The sequence below is a fragment of the Synechococcus sp. FACHB-909 genome (genome assembly GCF_014698945.1).
Taxonomy (GTDB): Bacteria; Cyanobacteriota; Cyanobacteriia; order PCC-6307; family Cyanobiaceae; genus Cyanobium.
The window spans coordinates 189,899-207,345 of record NZ_JACJTY010000006.1 but is presented as its reverse complement, the minus strand read 5'-3'; the positions used below and the strand labels follow the sequence as shown (position 1 = coordinate 207,345).

The following is a 17,447-nucleotide window of genomic DNA, read 5'->3' as shown; positions in this document are numbered from 1 at the left end:
CCCATGGGTTCCCGTCGTCCGACCTGGCTGCTGGGGCCTGCCCTGCTGATCGGCAGCCTCGGCCCCCTCACACCGCTGGCCCATGGCGCCGAAGCGGCCGTGCCGGCCAGCCCGATCCAGGCACCGGCGCTGGCCAGCCTCGATCCGATCACCGGTCCCCGCAGCCGCCTGGGCCGGGACTGGATCGGAACCCGCCCCGTCGATCCGGACACCCCCATCCTGGTGCTGGCCGGCCATGCCGATTCCCAGGGGATGAACGGCGCCGGCACCAGCGGCGCCGCCGTGGCCGCCGGGGCGCCGCCGATGTACCCCGGCATCAGCGACGAGCTCTACTGGAACATGGTCGTCGCGGAGGCCGTGGTGACCCTGGGCCAGCAGCGGGGGCTGCGCATCAGCTCCTACCGCCCACCTTTCCGCACGATCCCGGACGGCAACCACCCCAGCACCAACTGGAGCGTGGGCCGCCAGCACGCCGCCAGCGGCGGCTATGCCCTGGAGATCCACTTCGATGCCTGGGGACCCGACGGCATCGGGTCGGGGCTGATCCCGCCCCTGCATCGCCCCTTCGGCTCGCTGGACGAAAGCCTGGCCGTGGCCTTCGGCGGTTTCCCCATGGCCTTCCGCGGCGGCCTCGGGGGACCGAGGCGCGGCATCGCCCTGCTGGAGGTGGGCAAGCTGGAGGGCCAGCTGGAGCGCTCGCTGCGCAACCCCGCCACCCGTTCCGCCACGGTGATGGCCATCGCCGAGCGGATCGTGACCGCCCTGGAGGTGGGCCTGGGCCGCAGCCCGGCCACCGCCATGCCCCTCAGCCCACCGCCTGGTGGGGTAGGCAGCGCTCCTCCAGGGAAGGGTCTTCAAGCCAGTTCTGCGGACGAGTGAACAGTTCGGTCAGCAGGGCCTCGCGGCTGCCTTCGGCAGCGGTGTAGCCGTACTCCCAGCGCACCAGGGGCGGCAGCGACATCAGGATCGACTCGGTGCGTCCGTTGGTCTGGAGGCCGAAGATCGTGCCCCGGTCGAAGACCAGGTTGAACTCCACGTAGCGGCCGCGGCGGTACAGCTGGAACTGGCGCTCCACTTCGCCCCAGTCCAGCCCATGGCGGCGCTCCACGATCGGCACGTAGCTCGGCAGGAAGGCGTTGCCGCAGGCCGAGGCCAGGGCGAACAGCTGCTCCCAGTTCTGGTGGAGCGGCCCGACGGCCGCGCTGGCCGCCGCCGCCGGCCCCTCGGGGTCACCGCCCTTGTAGAGCACGCCGCCGGGGTCCTGGTAGTCGTAGAAGATGCCGCCCACGCCGCGGGTCTCGCCCCGGTGCTTGAGGAAGAAGTATTCGTCGCACCAGGGCTTGAACACCTTGTAGTAGGCCGGATCCACCCCGTCGCAGGCCCCCTTGAGGGTGCGGTGGAAGTGGCGGGCATCCTCCAGGAAGGGGTAGTAGGGGGTGAGGTCGGCGCCGCCGCCGAACCACCACACCGGCCCCGCCTCGAAGTAGCGGTAGTTGAGGTGCACCGTGGGCACGTAGGGGTTGCGGGGGTGCAGCACCATCGAGGTGCCGGTGGCAAACCAGCGGTGACCCTCCGCCTCAGGACGCTGGGACAGGATCGAGGGGGGCAGGCGCTCGCCCTCCACCTCGGAGAAGTTGACGCCGCCCTGCTCGAAGACGCGGCCGTCCTTCATCACCCGGGAGCGGCCGCCGCCGCCCTCGGGTCGCTCCCAGCTCTGCTCCTCGAAGTCGGCCCCGCCATCGAGGCTGGCGAGACCCGCGCAGATCGAGTCCTGCAGGCCCATCAGCAGGGCCTTGGCGCGGCTGCGGGAATCGGCAGGTGGCATCTCCATGGAACGGCAGCGCGGCGGACGCGGAACATCCGCACACCTTTTCAGCCCGTCGGGGGGTCCCACAAGGGTTCGAGAGCGTCTGTCACGGGCTCGGGAAGGGGCCGCAGGGCCACCGCAGGAGCCCGCGGCCGGCCCGACCGGCCCGGGGGGCCGCCCCTAGGATCGCCGTCCAACCCGACCCTGACGCCGCCGAATGGCCAGCGCCGACACCCTCCTCGAGGCCCTGCAGCCACTCCGCGACGCCGGCAGTGGCCGCAGCCTGCTGGAGCTGGGCTGGATCAGCGACCTGCGGCATCAGGGCAGCCGGGCCGTGTTCCGCCTCGCCCTGCCCGGTTTCGCCAACAGCCAGCGGGAGCGCATCGCCGCCGAAGCCCGCAGCGCCCTGCTGGCCGTGGAGGGCATCAACGACGTGCAGATCGAACTGGCCCAGCCCGCCGCCGCCCCCTCCTCGGGCCCGATCGGCGCCGCCGGCCACGGCCCCGGCGGGGCCCAGCTGCCGGAACGGCAGGGCATCCCCGGCGTGCGCCAAGTGATCGCCGTCAGCAGCGGCAAGGGGGGCGTGGGCAAGAGCACGGTGGCGGTGAACCTGGCCTGCGCCCTGGCCGCCTCCGGCCTGCGGGTGGGCCTGCTCGATGCCGACATCTACGGGCCCAATGCTCCCACCATGCTGGGCGTGGCCGACCGCAGCCCCCAGGTGTCGGGCAGCGGCAACGACCAGGTCCTGGAGCCGATCGAGACCTGCGGCATCGTCATGGTGTCGATGGGCCTGCTGATCCAGGAGAACCAGCCGGTGGTCTGGCGCGGGCCGATGTTGAACGGAATCATCCGCCAGTTCCTTTATCAGGTGAACTGGGGCGAACGGGACGTGCTGGTGGTGGATCTTCCCCCCGGCACCGGCGACGCCCAGCTCACCCTCGCCCAGGCCGTGCCCATGGCCGGCGCGGTGATCGTCACCACCCCCCAGCTGGTGTCGCTGCAGGATGCCCGCCGCGGCCTGGCGATGTTCCTGCAGATGGGCGTGCCGGTGCTCGGGGTGGTGGAGAACATGACCGCCTTCATCCCCCCCGATCTGCCCGATCGCCGCTACGCCCTGTTCGGCAGCGGTGGCGGCCAGCGACTGGCCGACGAGGCGGGCGTGCCCCTGCTGGCCCAGCTGCCCATGGAGATGCCCGTGCTCGAGGGCGGGGAGCGGGGCCTGCCGGTGGTGCTGTCGGCACCGGGCTCGGCCAGCGGCCGCGCCTTCAGCGAGCTGGCCGAACGGCTGAGTGCCGGCTGCGCCCTCAGCCCGGCCCTCGCCTGAAGCCATGGCGGTCCTCAGCCCCCGGCGCGGTGGGTTCGCCGCCAAGGGGCCGAAACGGCGGGGCCCCGGCTTCGACCCCCTCCTCTGGGGCATCCCCATCGCCCTCACCCTGCTGGCGGGGGCCCTGATCGCCAGCACCCAGCGCCAGCAGGCCACCACCGACTGGTACCAGCACTGGATCACCGCGGCGGTGGGCCTGGTCATCGCCCTGCTGCTGGCCCGGGTGCCCCTGGACCGCATCGCCCGGTTCCAGTGGCCGATCTACATCCTGATGGTGGTGAGCCTGATCGCGGTGCGGGTGATCGGGGTCAGTGCCCTCGGGGCCCAGAGCTGGATCAACATCGGCGGCTTCTACGTCCAGCCCTCGGAGTTCGCCAAGGTGTCGGCGATCCTGCTGCTGGCGGGGGTGCTCTCCAAGTACCCGGTGGAGCGGCCGATCGATCTGCTCCGACCTGTGGGGATGATCAGCGTGCCGTGGCTGCTGGTGTTCGTGCAGCCGGATCTGGGGACGTCGCTGGTCTTCGGTGCGGTGCTGCTGGTGATGCTGTTCTGGTCGGGCATGCCCGCCACCTGGCTGCTGCTGCTGCTCTCGCCCCTGTTCACCGCGATCATGGCCGGCACCCTGCCCTGGCTGCTGCTGGGCTGGATCCCCCTGATGGGCTGGGTGGCCTGGCGCTCCCTGCCCTGGAAAAGGATCGGGCTGGCCCTGGTGCTGGCTGTCCAGGGACTGTTCGCCGTGGGGACCCCCTGGCTGTGGGAGCACGGCCTGCGGCCCCACCAGCGGGCCCGGCTCACCCTGTTCCTCGATCCGGCCCAGGATCCCCTCGGCGGCGGTTACCACCTGCTGCAGAGCAAGGTCGGGATCGGCTCCGGCCAGCTGTGGGGCACCGGCCTGATGAACGGCTCCCTCACCAAGCTGCGCTTCATTCCCGAGCAGCACACCGATTTCATCTTCAGCGCCCTGGGGGAGGAAACCGGCTTCATCGGCTCGATGCTGGTGGTGGTGGGCTTCGTGGTGCTGATCTGGCGCCTGCTGCAGATCGCAGGGAGGGCTTCCAGCGACTACGAATCCCTCGTGGTGGTGGGCATCGGCGCCATGCTGATGTTCCAGGTGGTGGTGAACATCAATATGACCATCGGCCTCGGACCCATCACCGGCATTCCGCTGCCCTTCCTCAGCTACGGCCGTTCGGCCATGCTCGTCAACTGCATCAGCCTCGGGCTCTGCGCCTCCGTGGCCCGGCGCAGCCGCAGCCTGCGGCGATGGTGGTGAGCCTGGGGGACCTGCGCCGCCTGCTGGCGGCCGGGGTCCCGGCCGGGCGGGGGGATGAGGACAGCGTGCGGCGCCAGTGGTGGGCCGCCCTGGCCACGGTGCAGGCGGACCTGCTCGGGGCCTTCCCTCCCCAGCCTGGGGTGTGGCTGGCGGCCCCCCTGCCGGCCCTCTACGAACCTGCCCTGCTGGAGTGGCTCGACGGCTGGGTCTGGACGCCCGCCGAGGTGGGCAACCTGATGCCCCCGGGGTTGCCGCTGCTGCCGGGGATGGCGCCCCTGCCGGCCGCCCACGGCACGCCTCCCAGGGGAACGGCGGGCCGGCCGGGGGGCTTCCAGCGCCTCAGCCTGCGGGAGGACGACGGCACCGATCCGCTGCTGGTGCTGATCACCCCGGTGCTGCAGGTGGCCCTGGCCCTGGACGGCCCCCCGCAGGAGCGCCGACTGGTGGTGCGCTTCGACGCCCCGGTCCTCTCGGCCGCCCTGGAACTGCTCGATCGCCGCCTGGCCCAGGACGATCCGGCCGCGGGCCTGGGGCTGCGCCGCCGCCTGCAGCTGCTGGGCCCGCTCGGCAACGATCCCGATCTGGGCACCCGCTTCTGGCCCCTGCTGGCCCAGCGTCTGGCCGCCATGGCCCCCAGCGTCACCCTGCAGCCGCTCGTGCACGGCGAGAAACGCAGCGAGGGCGGCGACGCCGTCAGCAGCGAACTGGCCCTGCTCGAAGCCCTCACCCACGAGGTGCGCACCCCGCTGGCCACGATCCGCACCCTGATCCGCTCCCTGCTGCGCCGCACCGACCTGCCGGCGGTGGTGCGACAGCGGCTGGAGCAGATCGACGGCGAGTGCAGCGAACAGATCGACCGCTTCGGCCTCATCTTCCTGGCGGCGGAACTGCAGCGCCAGCCCGGCAGCGGCCAGCCCCTGAGCGACAGCGAACTGGCCCGCACGGACCTCAGCCGGCTGCTGGTCCAGCTGGAGGAGCTCTGGCAACGCCAGCTTGGGCGCCGCGACCTGCGGCTGGTGCTCGAGATCGCCCCAGACCTGCCGCCGGTGATGAGCGATCCCAGCCGGCTGGAGACCATGCTCGGCGGCCTGATGGACCGGTTCAGCCGCAGCCTGCCCAGCGGCAGTGAAGTGCGGCTGCGGCTGCTGCCGGCGGGCTCGCGGCTGAAGCTCCAGCTCAGCAGCGACGATCCCGAGAGCCGTGAGGCGGATGGGCTGGCGGCGGCCGTGCCGATGCCGGTGGGTCCAGTGCTGAGCTGGAACCCGGAGACCGGCAGCCTGCAGCTCAGCCGCCAGGCCACCCAGCGGCTCTTCCACCGGCTGGGGGGCCGGCTCACCGAGCGGGGCGGCAGCAACCTGACCGTGTTCTTCCCGGCCGCCGAGCGCGGCGGCTGAGGCGGCGACAGCCAGGTTTGTTGACGGGTGTGAAGAGTCCGCCGGGGGTACTCGGATGCCCAAAACCACGGTGCTAGCTTCCGCCTGAAACGGTCTTCAAGCCATGCCTGAAACGGCCCTCAACGGTCAACTCCCGAAGTACATCGGCAGCACTGGTGGCTTGCTGAACTCCGCCGAAACCGAGGAGAAGTACGCCATCACCTGGAGCAGCAGCAAGGCCCAGGTGTTTGAGCTGCCCACCGGTGGCGCCGCTGAAATGAACGCAGGCGAGAACCTCATGTACTTCGCCCGCAAGGAGCAGTGCCTGGCCCTCGGCACCCAGCTGCGCACCAAGTTCAAGCCCCGGATCGAGGACTACAAGATCTACCGGATCTACCCGGGCGGCGACACCGAATTCCTGCACCCCAAGGACGGCGTCTTCCCCGAGAAGGTCAACGAAGGCCGCGCCATGGTGGGCCACACCCCCCGCAGCATCGGCGCCAACCCCAACCCCGCCAGCCTCAAGTTCAGCGGCAAGGCCACCCACGAGGCCTGAGCCTGGCCGGCCAGCACCTATAACGGCGGGGCCGAGAGCCCCGTTTTTTTTGCCTGCCTGTCGCCGTGATGCCCGGTTCTGATCGCAGCGCCTTCCTCGCCCGGATCGCCGGTGGGGAGGCAGGCGCTGACTTGGCCGTCAATCTCCTGCCCCTCTGGAAGCGCTGGCCCGCCGACCTGGAGACCCCCCTGACCACCTGGCTGAAGGTGGGGGCGGGCGGCAGCCATGGGGTGCTGCTGGAATCGGTGGAGGGGGGCGAGCAGCTGGGCCGCTGGAGCTTCGTCGTCACCGACCCGCTCTGGACCCTCACCTGCCGCGGTGACCGGGGCGAGAGGCGCTGGCGCGATGGCCGCAGCGAACAGCTCCAGGGCAGCCCCTTCAGCCTGCTGCGGGAGGCTCTGGCCCCCCTGCGCCCCGGCCCGGTGGAGGGCCTGCCGGCGGTGGCCCAGCTGTTCGGCTTCTGGGGCTACGAGCTGATCCGCTGGATCGAGCCCAGCGTGCCGGTCCACGACGCCCCGGACGGGGCCCCGCCGGACGGCTGCTGGATGCTGGCCGACAGCCTGCTGGTGTTTGACCAGGTGAAGCGCCAGATCACGGCGGTGGCCTACGTGGACCTCTCCGCAGGGGCCGATCCCGGTGAGGCCTACGACCGGGCGGCGGCCCGCATCGAGGCCCTTGAGGCCCGCATGCACGCCCCGTTGCCGGCCCACGTCAAGCCGCTGGCCTGGCACGAGGCGAGCGGCGCCGAGCTGGCCACCCGCAGCAACCGGGGCCAGGAGGAGTTTCAGGGCGCTGTGGCGGCCGCGGCCGAGCACATCGCCGCCGGCGACGTGTTCCAGCTGGTGCTGAGCCAGCGGTTCGAGGCCCGGGTGACCCACGACCCCTTCGATCTCTACCGCAGCCTGCGGATGGTCAACCCCTCGCCTTACATGGCGTTCTTCAACTTCGGCGACTGGCACCTGATCGGCTCCAGTCCCGAGGTGATGGTGAAGGCGGAGCCCTGCGCCGAAGGGGTGAAGGCCTCCCTGCGGCCCATCGCCGGCACCCGGCCCCGTGGCGCCGATGACGCCCAGGATGCGGCCCTGGCCGAGGAGCTGCTGGCCGATCCGAAGGAGCGGGCGGAGCACGTGATGCTGGTCGACCTGGGCCGCAACGACCTGGGCCGGGTCTGCCGGGCCGGCACGGTGCAGGTCACCGAACTGATGGTGATCGAGAAGTACTCCCACGTGATGCACATCGTCAGCGAGGTGGAGGGGCTGCTGACCGAGGATCACGACATCTGGGACCTGCTGATGGCGTCTTTCCCGGCGGGCACCGTGAGCGGAGCCCCCAAGATCCGCGCCATGCAGCTCATCCATGCCCTCGAGCCGGATGCCCGCGGGCCCTACTCGGGCGTCTACGGAGCGGTGGATCTGGCCGGAGCCCTCAACACGGCCATCACGATCCGCACCATGGTGGTGCTGCCCCACCCCAAGGGCGGCTGGCGGGTGCAGGTGCAGGCCGGTGCCGGGATCGTGGCCGACTCCCGCCCGGAAGCGGAGTACCAGGAAACCCGCAACAAGGCGCGCGGCATGCTCAAGGCCCTGGCCTGCCTGGAGCCGGCCGTGGCCGACGGGGCCGACGCGACGCCATGAGCGCTCCCCTGCTGCTGAAGGGCTTCGAAGTCGAGATGTACACCGGTCGGGCCGACGGCACGGTGGTGGGCTGCTCCGCCGAAGCGGCCGCCGCACTGGCGGGGTTCATGACCGAGCCGGACCACCGCAACCTCGAGTACGTCACCCCGCCGGAGGCCTCCTACACCGCCCAGCTGGAGCTGCTGCTGGAACCGCGCCGTCGCCTGCGCCGCTGGCTGGAGCCCCGTGGGCTCACCCTGCTGCCGGGCAGCACCCTGAGCCTGGGGGACAGCCGCAGCTTCGAGCGCTCCGACCCCGAGAACCCTTACCACGCCTACATCGAGGCCACCTACGGCACCCGGGTGGTGACCGCCAGCGTCCACATCAACCTGGGCCTGACGGACATGGACGCCCTGTTCGCGGGCCTGCGCCTGCTGCGCTGCGAAGCCTCCCTGCTGCTCGCCCTCAGCGCCAGCTCCCCCTTCCTCGACGGAGAGGTCACCGGGGCCCACTCCCAGCGCTGGCTGCAGTTTCCGATCACGCCCCCCCTGGTGCCCCTGTTCCGGGACCACGGCCACTACATCGACTGGATGGAGGAGCAGCTGGCCGCCGGGGCGATGCGCAACGTGCGTCACCTCTGGACATCGGTGCGGCCCAACGGCGACGACCGGCCCCATGGCCTCAACCGCCTGGAGATCCGCATCTGCGACCTGATCGACGATCCGCTGCTGCTGCTGGCGGTCACCGCCTTCACCGAACTGCGCCTGCAGCAGCTGCTGCGGGATCCCTTGGGCCAGGATCCCCTGGCCGCCAGCCGGTTCGGGGCCGCTGAACTGGAGGCGATCGCCGATGCCAACGACCGGGCGGCGGCCCGCACCAGCCTCCAGGCCCGCCTGGTGCACTGGCGCACCGGGGAAACGCTGGAGGCCCGCGACTGGATCGCCACCGAGCTGGAGGCGATGGCGCCGCTGGCGGCGGAGCTGGGGCTGACGCGCTGGCTGGCGCCCCTCCACGACCTCCTCGCCGGCGGCAACCAGGCGATGCGATGGCTGGCGCGCCATGGGCGGGGCGAAAGCATCGGTGCGATCATCGGCAGCGAGGCCGTGGCGCTTGCGTCCCGGGAGAAGGCGCTGGACGCATGGCTGGCGACAGAAGCAGCCGAGGTTCCTGGAGGATCATGAACAGCACCCCCGCGCCCACCGCCCCCATGCGGCTCCACCTGACCGAGCCTTCGGTCGTTCCCGCCGAGGCCTCACCCGGGGTGATCCGACTGCTCACCGAGCGGCTGGAACTGGTGGAGGATCTCTGGCAGACGGTGCTGCGCAGCGAATGCCCGCCAGAGCAGGTGGAACGCCTGCTGCGGCTCAAGGAACTGAGTGGTCCGGTGGCGCCGGGCCTCGACCCTGAGGCCAGCTCCGCCGTCGACACCGACGGCATCGTGGCGCTGATCAAGGCCATGGACCTGGCGGAGGGGATCGCCGCGGCCCGGGCCTTCTCCCTCTACTTCCAGCTGGTCAACATCCTCGAGCAGCACATCGAGGAGGACAGCTACCTCGAAAGCATCAAGCGGGCCCCCGCCCCCGCCAGCAACGATCCCTTCCTGCCGCCCCTGGCCAGCCAGAGCGATCCGGCCACCTTCCGCCAGCTGTTCGAGCGCCTGCGGGCCCTGAACGTGCCGCCGGGACAGCTGGAGGGCCTGCTGCGGGAACTGGACATCCGGCTGGTGTTCACGGCCCACCCCACCGAGATCGTGCGCCACACCGTGCGCCACAAGCAGCGGCGGGTGGCGGCCCTGATCCAGAAGCTGCAGGTGAACGGCCAGGGCAACCCGGACGACAACGACCGGCTGCGCCAGCAGCTGGAGGAGGAGATCCGGCTGTGGTGGCGCACCGATGAGCTGCACCAGTTCAAGCCGTCGGTGATCGACGAGGTCGACTACGCCCTCCACTACTTCCAGCAGGTGCTCTTCGACGCCCTGCCCCAGCTGCGCCAGCGCATCCGCGCCGCCCTGGCCGCCAGCTACCCCGACGTGCAGCCCCCCAAGGACGCCTTCTGCACCTTCGGCTCCTGGGTGGGCTCCGACCGGGACGGCAACCCCTCGGTCACCCCCGACGTCACCTGGCGCACGGCCTGCTTCCAGCGGCAGCTGATGCTGGCCCGCTACATCCAGGCGGTGTCGGTCCTGCGCGACCAGCTCAGCATCTCGATGCAGTGGAGCCAGGTGAGCCCCGCCCTGCTGGAATCCCTGGAGATGGACCGGCTGCGCTTCCCGGAGATCTACGAGGAGCGCGCCGCCCGCTACCGGCTCGAGCCCTACCGGCTCAAGCTGAGCTACACCCTCGAGCGCCTGCGGCTCACCCAGCAGCGCAACCAGCAGCTGGCCGAGGCGGGCTGGGAATCCCCATGCGACGGCTCTTCCGGCTACGAGGCCGGACTGAGCAGCCTGATGGAGCCGGCCCCCCCCCAGGAACTGCATTACGCCTCGGTGGAGGAATTCCGCACCGACCTGGAGCTGATCAAGGAGAGCCTCGATGCCACCGGCCTGAGCTGCGAAGCGCTGCAGGACCTGCTCAGCCAGGTGCACATCTTCGCCTTCTCCCTGGCCAGCCTCGACATCCGCCAGGAGAGCACCCGCCACAGCGACGCCATCGACGAGCTCAGCCGCTACCTGCTGCTGCCGGTGCCCTACGGGGAGATGGACGAGGAGCAGCGGGTGGAATGGCTGCTGAGCGAACTCAAGACCCGCCGGCCCCTGCTGCCGCCGGCGGCCCGCTGGAGCGCCCCCACCGCCGAGACCTTCGCCGTGTTCCGGATGCTGCAGCGGCTGCAGCAGGAGTTCGGCCGGCGCATCTGCCGCACCTACGTGATCTCCATGAGTCACACGGTGTCGGACCTGCTGGAGGTGGTGCTCCTGGCCAAGGAGGCGGGGCTGGTGGATCCGATGGCCCAGAAATCGGCCCTGCTGGTGATCCCCCTGTTCGAGACGGTCGAAGACCTTCAGGGGGCCCCGGCCGTGATGGGGCGGCTGTTCGCCGACCCCTTCTATCGCCAGCTGCTGATCAGCAACAGCGACGGCGAGCAGCCCCTCCAGGAGGTGATGCTGGGCTACTCCGACAGCAACAAGGATTCCGGCTTCCTCTCCAGCAACTGGGAGATCCACCGGGCCCAGATCGCCCTGCAGTCGCTGGCCGATGCCCACGACGTCGCCCTGCGCATCTTCCATGGCCGCGGCGGTTCGGTGGGCCGGGGCGGCGGCCCCGCCTACCAGGCGATCCTGGCCCAGCCCAGCGGCACCCTGAAGGGACGCATCAAGATCACCGAGCAGGGGGAAGTGCTGGCCTCCAAGTACTCCCTGCCGGAACTGGCCCTCTACAACCTGGAAACGGTCACCACCGCCGTGCTCCAGAACAGCATGGTCAGCACCCCGGTGGACGACACCCCCACCTGGAACGTGCTGATGGAGCGGCTGGCGGCCCGCTCCCGCGACCACTACCGGGCCCTGGTGCACGACAACCCCGACCTGGTGGCCTTCTTCCAGCAGGTCACACCGATCGAGGAGATCAGCAAGCTGCAGATCTCCAGCCGGCCGGCCCGGCGCAAGAGCGGCGCCAAGGATCTCTCCAGCCTGCGGGCCATCCCGTGGGTGTTCGGCTGGACCCAGAGCCGCTTCCTGCTGCCCAGCTGGTACGGGGTGGGCACGGCCCTGCAGGCCGAGCTGGATGCCGACGGCGAGCAGATGGAGCTGCTGCAGCTGCTCTACCAGCGCTGGCCGTTCTTCCGCATGCTGATCTCCAAGGTGGAGATGACCCTCTCCAAGGTCGACCTGGAGCTGGCGGGCCATTACGTCACCTCCCTGGGGCGTCCCCAGAACAAGGAGGTGTTCGCCCAGATCTTCGAGGCGATCGCCAGTGAGTTCGCCCTCACCCACTCCCTGGTGCTGCGCATCAGCAACCACAGCCGGCTCCTCGACGGCGACCCGGCCCTGCAGCTCTCGGTCGACCTGCGCAACCGCACGATCATCCCCCTGGGCTACCTGCAGGTGGCGCTGCTGCGCCGGCTGCGGGAGCAGAAACGGCAGCCGCCGATGAGCGAGGGGCCCGGCGACGGGCCGGCAGGCGGCGACGGCCGCACCTACAGCCGCAGCGAGCTGCTGCGCGGCGCCCTGCTCACCATCAACGGCATCGCCGCCGGCATGCGCAACACGGGCTGATTCCCTGGACTCTCTGTTGATCCCTTTCCGCAGCCAGCCCCCGACTCCCCGCCTGCGGGAGGGCTACGCCCTGCTGCAACAGCACGACCCCGATCCGGCCTGCCTCAACCGCCTGCTGGTGGCCTGCGGGGATGCCCCCCGCAGCCCGGACCGATGGGAACGGGTACTGGCCCGCAGCACCTGGCATCTGGTGGTGCTCAACCCCGGCGGCCAGCTGGTGGGCTTCGTGCGCGCCACCAGTGACCAGGCCCTCAATGCCAACCTCTGGGACCTGGTGGCCGATCCGGGCGACCCCTGCCGGGATGAGGTGATCGGCGCCCTGGTTCAGGCCGCCCTGGCCCGCCTGCGGCGGGAACTGAGCGGTTGCAGCATCTCCCTGTCCGCCCCGCCCGAAGCGGTGACGGCCCTCACCCGTGCCGGGTTCGTGGTCGACCCCGGAGGGATCCGGGCCATGGGTCTCGACCTGCGGAGCGGACGAGAGGAGGGGCTGGGCTGACGAGCATGGAGGGACTCGAACCCCCGACATTCAGAACCGGAATCTGACGCTCTATCCAACTGAGCTACATGCCCTGCCACGGCGCTTCCGGCCCCCTGGGGAACCTTGGCCTCCGATGGCGGTACCTTAGCGGCTGACCGCCCCAGAACCATCCGGCTGCACCGCCTGGACCTCCGGCACTTCCGCAACATCGACGGCCTGCAGCTGACACTGGAGGCGCCCCGTCTGCTCGTCATCGGCAGCAACGGCCAGGGCAAGTCGAATCTGCTGGAGGGGGTGGAACTGCTCACCAGCCTGCGCTCGCACCGCTGCAGCGTCGACCGGGATCTGATCGGCCACGGTCACCCCTTCAGCCGGCTGGGGGCCCTCACCGATGAAGCCGACAGCCTGCAGCTGGAGCTGCGGCGCAGCGGCGGACGCCAGGCGTTCCGCAACGGCAAGCGGCTGGAGCGGCAGCTGGACCTGATCGGCCCCCTGCGCTGCGTCGGCTTCAGCGCCCTCGACCTGGATCTGGTGCGGGGCGAGCCGGCCCTGCGGCGCCAGTGGCTGGACCGGGTGGTGCTGCAGCTGGAGCCGGTCTACGGCGCCCTGCTGAGCCGCTACGGGCGGCTGCTGCGGCAGCGCAGCCAGCTGCTGCGCCGCGGCCTGGGCGCCGGCCAACAGCCGGAGCTGCTGGAGGCCTTCGATGCCCAGATGGCCCTGGTCGGGGCCCGCCTGCACCGCCGCCGCCAGCGGGCCCTGCGGCGCCTTGAGCCGCTGGCGGCGGCCTGGCAGCAGCGCATCGGCGGGGCCGGCGAACCGCTCCAGCTCGACTACATCAGCGGCACCGTGCTGGCCGAGGCCAGCGACGAGGAGGGCCCCTGGCGCCAGGCCCTGGAGGAGCAGCTGCGCCAGCAGCGGCCCCAGGAGGAGCGGCTGGGCCAGTGCCAGGTGGGTCCCCACCGGGACGAGGTGGCCCTGCTGATCGGCGGCCAGGCCGCCCGGCGCTACGGCTCCGCCGGCCAGCAGCGCACCCTGGTGCTGGCCCTGAAGCTGGGGGAGCTGGAGCTGGTGGGCAAGGTGGTGGGTCAGCCGCCGCTGCTGCTGCTCGACGACGTGCTGGCCGAACTCGACCCGGGGCGCCAGCAGCTGCTGCTGGAGGCGGTGGGGGACGGCCACCAGTGTCTGGTCAGCGCCACCCACCTGGAGGCCTTCAGCACGGGCTGGCGGGCCCGCAGCCAGGTGGTGGAACTGCGCAGCGGAGCGCTGGTGGCCTGAGGCCCGAACTCCCTGCTGCCGCAGGCAGCCTGGCGAACCTCAGTTCCGCGCTCCGGCGCGTATGGTGAGACCTGTTTGACCGGATTCGATGAACCAGACCCTTTCCAGCCTGCATCCCAACCCGGGATGGAAGCCCGCCGCCTCCCCCACCCACGCCATTGCAAGCCCCGTCTCCGCCCCTGGCGACACCACCGACGCGGTAGGGAAACACTGCATCCTCGAGCTCTACGACTGCGATTGCGCAAGGCTCGACGACGAAGCTTTCCTCAGGGACACCATCACGACAGCAGCCAGACGCGCTGGTGCCACCCTGCTCAACCTGATCACCCACCGCTTCGAACCCCAGGGCGTCACGGGCCTGGCGTTGCTGGCGGAGTCCCACATCTCCATCCACACCTGGCCTGAGTCGGGCTATGCGGCCGTGGACGTGTTCACCTGCGGTGACCACACCATGCCGGAGAGGGCCTGCCAGGTCCTGTGGGAGGAGCTGGGGGCCGGCCGCCACAAGCTCACCAGCTTCCGGCGCGAGACGCCCGAGGCCCTGATCGACAGCCAGAGGGAGCCCCACCTCGCCAGCGCCTGAGCGCCGGTGAATCCACCACCAACTGCCGGGGACACCCTCCCCGGCACATTTTCTGCGTCCATCACTGCTCCGGCGCCAGGGCGCGGTTGAGCTTGCCGCTGACCAGCCCCTCCAGGTCGAGGGCCACGGCGGTGAACCCCATGTCCCTGAACGCCCCCACCAGCTCGGGGCGAAGCTCTCCATGGGCCAGACGCTCCAGCGCCGCCGGCAACCCGGCCGCGGGGATCTCGATGCGGGCCGTCTCCCCCTGGCTGCGCACCCGCAGCTCGGGGAATCCGTGCCGTCGCAACCAGTCCTCGGCGGCGGCCACCCGGGCCAGCCGGGGGGCGTCGATCGGTTCGCCGTAGGGGAAACGGGAGGCGAGACAGGGCTGGGCCGGTTTGTCCCACCAGGGCAGGCCCAAGGCACGGGAGAGCTGGCGCACCCCCGCCTTGTCGATGCCGGCCTCGGCCAGGGGGGAGCGCACACCGAACTCCCGGGCGGCCTGGATTCCGGGCCGGTGGTCGCCCAGGTCGTCGAGGTTGACGCCATCGAGCACCTGGGCCCCCTCGGCGGCGGCGGCGATGGGGGCCAGCAGCCGGTGCAGCTCCCGCTTGCAGGCGTAGCAGCGGTCCTGGGGGTTGCTGGCGTAGGCGGGGTCGGCCAGTTCCGCGGTGGCCACCTCCCGGTGGCGCAGGCCCAGCCAGCGGGCCTGGTCGCTGGCCTCCCGGCGCAGGTGGGGGGCCAGGGCCGGCGAGACGCCGGTGACCGCCAGGGCCCGCTCCCCCAGACAGTCGCCGGCCAGGGCGGCCACCAGGGCGCTGTCGACACCGCCGGAGTAGGCCACCACCACCTGGGGGAAGGCGTCGAGCTGGTGGCAGAGGGACTCCAGTCCCCGCTCCAGCGGGGCCGGCAGGGCTTCCAGCAGGCTGAGGCGACGGGTGGCAGGCATGGCGTAGATCCTGGCAAGGCTCGGTAGCATCCGGACCAGATCCCCCCGCCGATGCGCCCCACCGCCCGCCGATGACCCCCGCCGCCCGCAGCACCCAGACCCCGCAGCGCGGCACCGGACGGGGCATCGGCATCCGCACCGCCGCCGGCAGCGATGAGCGGGCCCACGGCCAGCTGCACGTCTACGACGGGGAAGGCAAGGGCAAGAGCCAGGCCGCCCTGGGGGTGGTGCTGCGCACCATCGGGCTGGGCATCTGCGAGCAGAAGCGCACCCGGGTGCTGCTGCTGCGGTTCCTCAAGGGCCCCGGCCGCGCCTACGACGAAGACAGCGCCATCGAGGCCCTGCAGCAGGGCTTTCCCCACCTGATCGACCAGGTGCGCACCGGCCGGGGGGACTACTTCAGTGCCGCGGAGGCCACCCGTTTCGACCATCAGGAAGCCCAGCGGGGCTGGGACATCGCCAAGGGGGCGATCGCCAGCAACCTCTATTCGGTGGTGGTGCTCGATGAACTCAACCCCGTGCTCGACCTGGGCCTGCTCGACACCGATGAGGTGGTGCGGACCCTGGCCACCAAGCCGGCGGGCATGGAGATGATCTGCACCGGCCGGGGCGCCCCACGCCAGCTGGTGCAGCTGGCCGATCTGCACTCGGAGATGCGGGCCCACAGCGGCCCCCAGCAGGGTCTGGAGGGCCTGGAGATCTACACCGGCGAAGGCAAGGGGAAATCCACCAGCGCCCTGGGCAAGGGGCTGCAGGCCATCGGCCGGGGCATCAGCCAGGACAAGAGCCACCGGGTGCTGATCCTGCAGTGGCTCAAGGGCGGGGCGGGCTACACCGAGGACGCGGCCATCGCCGCCCTGCGCGAGAGCTACCCCCATCTGGTGGATCACCTGCGCTCGGGCCGCGACGCCATCGTCTGGCGCGGCCAGCAGCAGCCGATCGACTATGTGGAGGCGGAACGGGCCTGGGAGATCGCCCGGGCCGCCATCGCCAGCGGCCTCTACAAGACCGTGATCCTCGACGAGCTCAACCCCACCGTGGATCTGGAGCTGCTGCCGGTGGAGCCGATCGTCCAGACCCTGCTGCGCAAGCCCACCGAGACCGAGGTGATCATCACGGGGCGCTGCAAGAGCCGGCCGGCCTACTTCGATCTGGCCAGCGTCCACTCGGAAATGGTGTGCCACAAGCACTACGCCGAGCGGGGCGTCGACCTCAAGCGCGGCGTCGACTACTGAAGCGGCCGGTCGAGGGACAGCGGATCAGGGGGTCCCGGGCCCATCGACCCGGTCAAGGACCAGTTCGTCCTCCTCGAGCATCTCCACCTCCTCCGAGGCGATGAACCGACCCAGCAGCAGGCCCACCAGCAGGGCCACGTACAGGGTGCTGGCGACGCTGAGCAGGATGACGAAGCGCTCCCCCACCGCATTGGCCGGCAGCACGTCGCCATAGCCGACGCCGGCGATCGTGACAAAGCTGAAGTAGGTGAGCCGATCGAGCAGCACCTGGTGGCTGGCGGCCGCGCCGAGGCTGAAACTGCCGGGGACGAGCACCTGGGTGGCGGTGGCCAGCACACCGCCGGTGAGACCCAGATGCAGGTAACCCGCCGCGGCGCCGGCCATCACCTGCACGTTCACCCGTGGCACCCGGGCCAGCAGGCGCACCAGCCGCATGGAGGTGGCCAGGAAAAAGAGACTCAGCAGCACCATTTCCACGGCCCGGAACAGACCGCCGTGCCAGGTCCCGGTGAGCACCGGCAACCAGAGTCCGGCGCCCCCCACCACCCCGATCCCCCGGAAGATCTCCTGGCGCAGCCTGGCGTAGCTCACCCCGGCGATCACCGGCAGGGTGAGGATCGACTGCAGGATCAACAGATTGAAGACCAGGGCCAGAAGGACCTGGCCCGGCCAGCCCCGCGTGGCCGTGAGCGGCATCACGAGGATCGGCAGCAGGGCCGAGAGCAGGAGCGGCAGGAAGCGCTTCTCGAGGGCGATCAGGCGCCGGGCTTCGGCGCGACGGCGCTCCAG

15 protein-coding genes and 1 tRNA gene are annotated in these 17,447 nt (G+C 71.0%); 12 read left to right on the top strand and 4 right to left on the bottom strand.

Annotated elements, in window-relative coordinates; genetic code table 11:
* Nucleotides 1–3: 3 nt before the first annotated feature.
* Nucleotides 4–879, top strand: coding sequence for a dehydrogenase (locus H6G99_RS11475; protein ID WP_094585023.1), 876 nt, complete (start codon nt 4–6; stop codon nt 877–879).
* Here the strand turns inward: H6G99_RS11475 and hemF are convergent.
* Nucleotides 806–1,831, bottom strand: a complete 1,026-nt coding sequence (hemF, locus tag H6G99_RS11470) for an oxygen-dependent coproporphyrinogen oxidase (RefSeq protein WP_190611601.1) — start codon at nt 1,829–1,831, stop codon at nt 806–808. The two genes, H6G99_RS11475 and hemF, sit on opposite strands and share 74 nt — an antisense overlap.
* Before the next feature lie 193 nt (nt 1,832–2,024).
* Here hemF and H6G99_RS11465 point away from each other — a divergent pair, with 193 nt between their 5' ends.
* From H6G99_RS11465 to H6G99_RS11430, 8 genes are all read left to right on the top strand, one after another.
* Nucleotides 2,025–3,131, top strand: a complete 1,107-nt coding sequence (locus H6G99_RS11465) for an Mrp/NBP35 family ATP-binding protein (protein WP_190611600.1) — start codon at nt 2,025–2,027, stop codon at nt 3,129–3,131.
* 4 nt (nt 3,132–3,135) lie between these two features.
* Complete coding sequence (rodA, locus tag H6G99_RS11460) at nt 3,136–4,404, top strand: rod shape-determining protein RodA (RefSeq protein ID WP_190611599.1); 1,269 nt, start codon at nt 3,136–3,138, stop codon at nt 4,402–4,404.
* The gene (locus tag H6G99_RS11455) at nt 4,395–5,798 is read left to right on the top strand and encodes a sensor histidine kinase (protein ID WP_190611598.1); all 1,404 of its coding nucleotides are present in this window, start codon (nt 4,395–4,397) and stop codon (nt 5,796–5,798) included. The genes rodA and H6G99_RS11455 overlap by 10 nt, the downstream gene beginning before the upstream one ends.
* A 103-nt stretch (nt 5,799–5,901) precedes the next feature.
* Entirely contained in the window at nt 5,902–6,333 is a 432-nt protein-coding gene (locus H6G99_RS11450) for a photosystem I reaction center subunit II PsaD (RefSeq protein ID WP_094585018.1), read from the top strand.
* 68 nt (nt 6,334–6,401) lie between these two features.
* Nucleotides 6,402–7,967 carry an anthranilate synthase component I family protein gene (locus H6G99_RS11445; RefSeq protein WP_190611597.1) on the top strand — a complete coding sequence of 522 codons (1,566 nt, stop codon included), beginning with the start codon at nt 6,402–6,404 and terminating at the stop codon, nt 7,965–7,967.
* The gene (gene gshA / locus H6G99_RS11440; RefSeq protein ID WP_190611596.1) at nt 7,964–9,127 is read left to right on the top strand and encodes a glutamate--cysteine ligase; all 1,164 of its coding nucleotides are present in this window, start codon (nt 7,964–7,966) and stop codon (nt 9,125–9,127) included. Before H6G99_RS11445 ends, gshA begins: the two co-directional genes overlap by 4 nt.
* A gap of 26 nt (nt 9,128–9,153) precedes the next feature.
* A complete protein-coding gene (gene ppc, locus H6G99_RS11435) occupies nt 9,154–12,156 on the top strand; it encodes a phosphoenolpyruvate carboxylase (RefSeq protein ID WP_094585079.1) in 3,003 nt (1,000 codons plus the stop codon).
* A 16-nt stretch (nt 12,157–12,172) separates the two neighbouring features.
* Complete coding sequence (locus tag H6G99_RS11430; RefSeq protein ID WP_094585015.1) at nt 12,173–12,652, top strand: GNAT family acetyltransferase; 480 nt, start codon at nt 12,173–12,175, stop codon at nt 12,650–12,652.
* Here the strand turns inward: H6G99_RS11430 and H6G99_RS11425 are convergent.
* Nucleotides 12,653–12,726 (bottom strand) — tRNA-Arg (locus tag H6G99_RS11425).
* A 91-nt stretch (nt 12,727–12,817) separates the two neighbouring features.
* Here H6G99_RS11425 and recF point away from each other — a divergent pair.
* A complete protein-coding gene (gene recF / locus H6G99_RS11420; protein WP_190611652.1) occupies nt 12,818–13,909 on the top strand; it encodes a DNA replication/repair protein RecF in 1,092 nt (363 codons plus the stop codon).
* A gap of 88 nt (nt 13,910–13,997) precedes the next feature.
* On the top strand, nt 13,998–14,492 hold the full coding sequence (gene speD / locus H6G99_RS11415) for an adenosylmethionine decarboxylase (protein ID WP_190611595.1): 495 nt from the start codon (nt 13,998–14,000) through the stop codon (nt 14,490–14,492).
* Nucleotides 14,493–14,553: 61 nt separating this feature from the next.
* On the opposite strand, the gene larE is transcribed toward speD, so the two are convergent.
* Nucleotides 14,554–15,423 (bottom strand): ATP-dependent sacrificial sulfur transferase LarE, encoded by an 870-nt coding sequence (gene larE, locus H6G99_RS11410; protein WP_190611594.1) that lies wholly within the window; start codon nt 15,421–15,423, stop codon nt 14,554–14,556.
* A gap of 71 nt (nt 15,424–15,494) precedes the next feature.
* Here larE and H6G99_RS11405 point away from each other — a divergent pair, with 71 nt between their 5' ends.
* Nucleotides 15,495–16,658 (top strand): cob(I)yrinic acid a,c-diamide adenosyltransferase, encoded by a 1,164-nt coding sequence (locus tag H6G99_RS11405; protein WP_190611593.1) that lies wholly within the window; start codon nt 15,495–15,497, stop codon nt 16,656–16,658.
* Nucleotides 16,659–16,682: 24 nt separating this feature from the next.
* Here H6G99_RS11405 and H6G99_RS11400 read toward each other — a convergent pair whose 3' ends face one another.
* Nucleotides 16,683–17,354 carry an ion channel gene (locus H6G99_RS11400; protein ID WP_190611592.1) on the bottom strand — a complete coding sequence of 224 codons (672 nt, stop codon included), beginning with the start codon at nt 17,352–17,354 and terminating at the stop codon, nt 16,683–16,685.
* Nucleotides 17,355–17,447: the final 93 nt, after the last annotated feature.

Bases quoted from the DNA above. Each gene is read 5' to 3' on its own strand.
- gshA (WP_190611596.1), top strand. From the start codon at position 7,964: ATGAGCGCTCCCCTGCTGCTGAAGGGCTTCGAAGTCGAGATGTACACC.
- H6G99_RS11450 (WP_094585018.1), top strand. From the start codon at position 5,902: ATGCCTGAAACGGCCCTCAACGGTCAACTCCCGAAGTACATCGGCAGC.
- hemF (WP_190611601.1), bottom strand. From the start codon at position 1,831: ATGGAGATGCCACCTGCCGATTCCCGCAGCCGCGCCAAGGCCCTGCTG.
- H6G99_RS11475 (WP_094585023.1), top strand. From the start codon at position 4: ATGGGTTCCCGTCGTCCGACCTGGCTGCTGGGGCCTGCCCTGCTGATC.
- H6G99_RS11465 (WP_190611600.1), top strand. From the start codon at position 2,025: ATGGCCAGCGCCGACACCCTCCTCGAGGCCCTGCAGCCACTCCGCGAC.
- H6G99_RS11400 (WP_190611592.1), bottom strand. From the start codon at position 17,354: ATGCCGCTCACGGCCACGCGGGGCTGGCCGGGCCAGGTCCTTCTGGCC.
- H6G99_RS11455 (WP_190611598.1), top strand. From the start codon at position 4,395: ATGGTGGTGAGCCTGGGGGACCTGCGCCGCCTGCTGGCGGCCGGGGTC.
- ppc (WP_094585079.1), top strand. From the start codon at position 9,154: ATGCGGCTCCACCTGACCGAGCCTTCGGTCGTTCCCGCCGAGGCCTCA.
- H6G99_RS11445 (WP_190611597.1), top strand. From the start codon at position 6,402: ATGCCCGGTTCTGATCGCAGCGCCTTCCTCGCCCGGATCGCCGGTGGG.
- rodA (WP_190611599.1), top strand. From the start codon at position 3,136: ATGGCGGTCCTCAGCCCCCGGCGCGGTGGGTTCGCCGCCAAGGGGCCG.
- speD (WP_190611595.1), top strand. From the start codon at position 13,998: ATGAACCAGACCCTTTCCAGCCTGCATCCCAACCCGGGATGGAAGCCC.
- larE (WP_190611594.1), bottom strand. From the start codon at position 15,423: ATGCCTGCCACCCGTCGCCTCAGCCTGCTGGAAGCCCTGCCGGCCCCG.
- H6G99_RS11405 (WP_190611593.1), top strand. From the start codon at position 15,495: ATGACCCCCGCCGCCCGCAGCACCCAGACCCCGCAGCGCGGCACCGGA.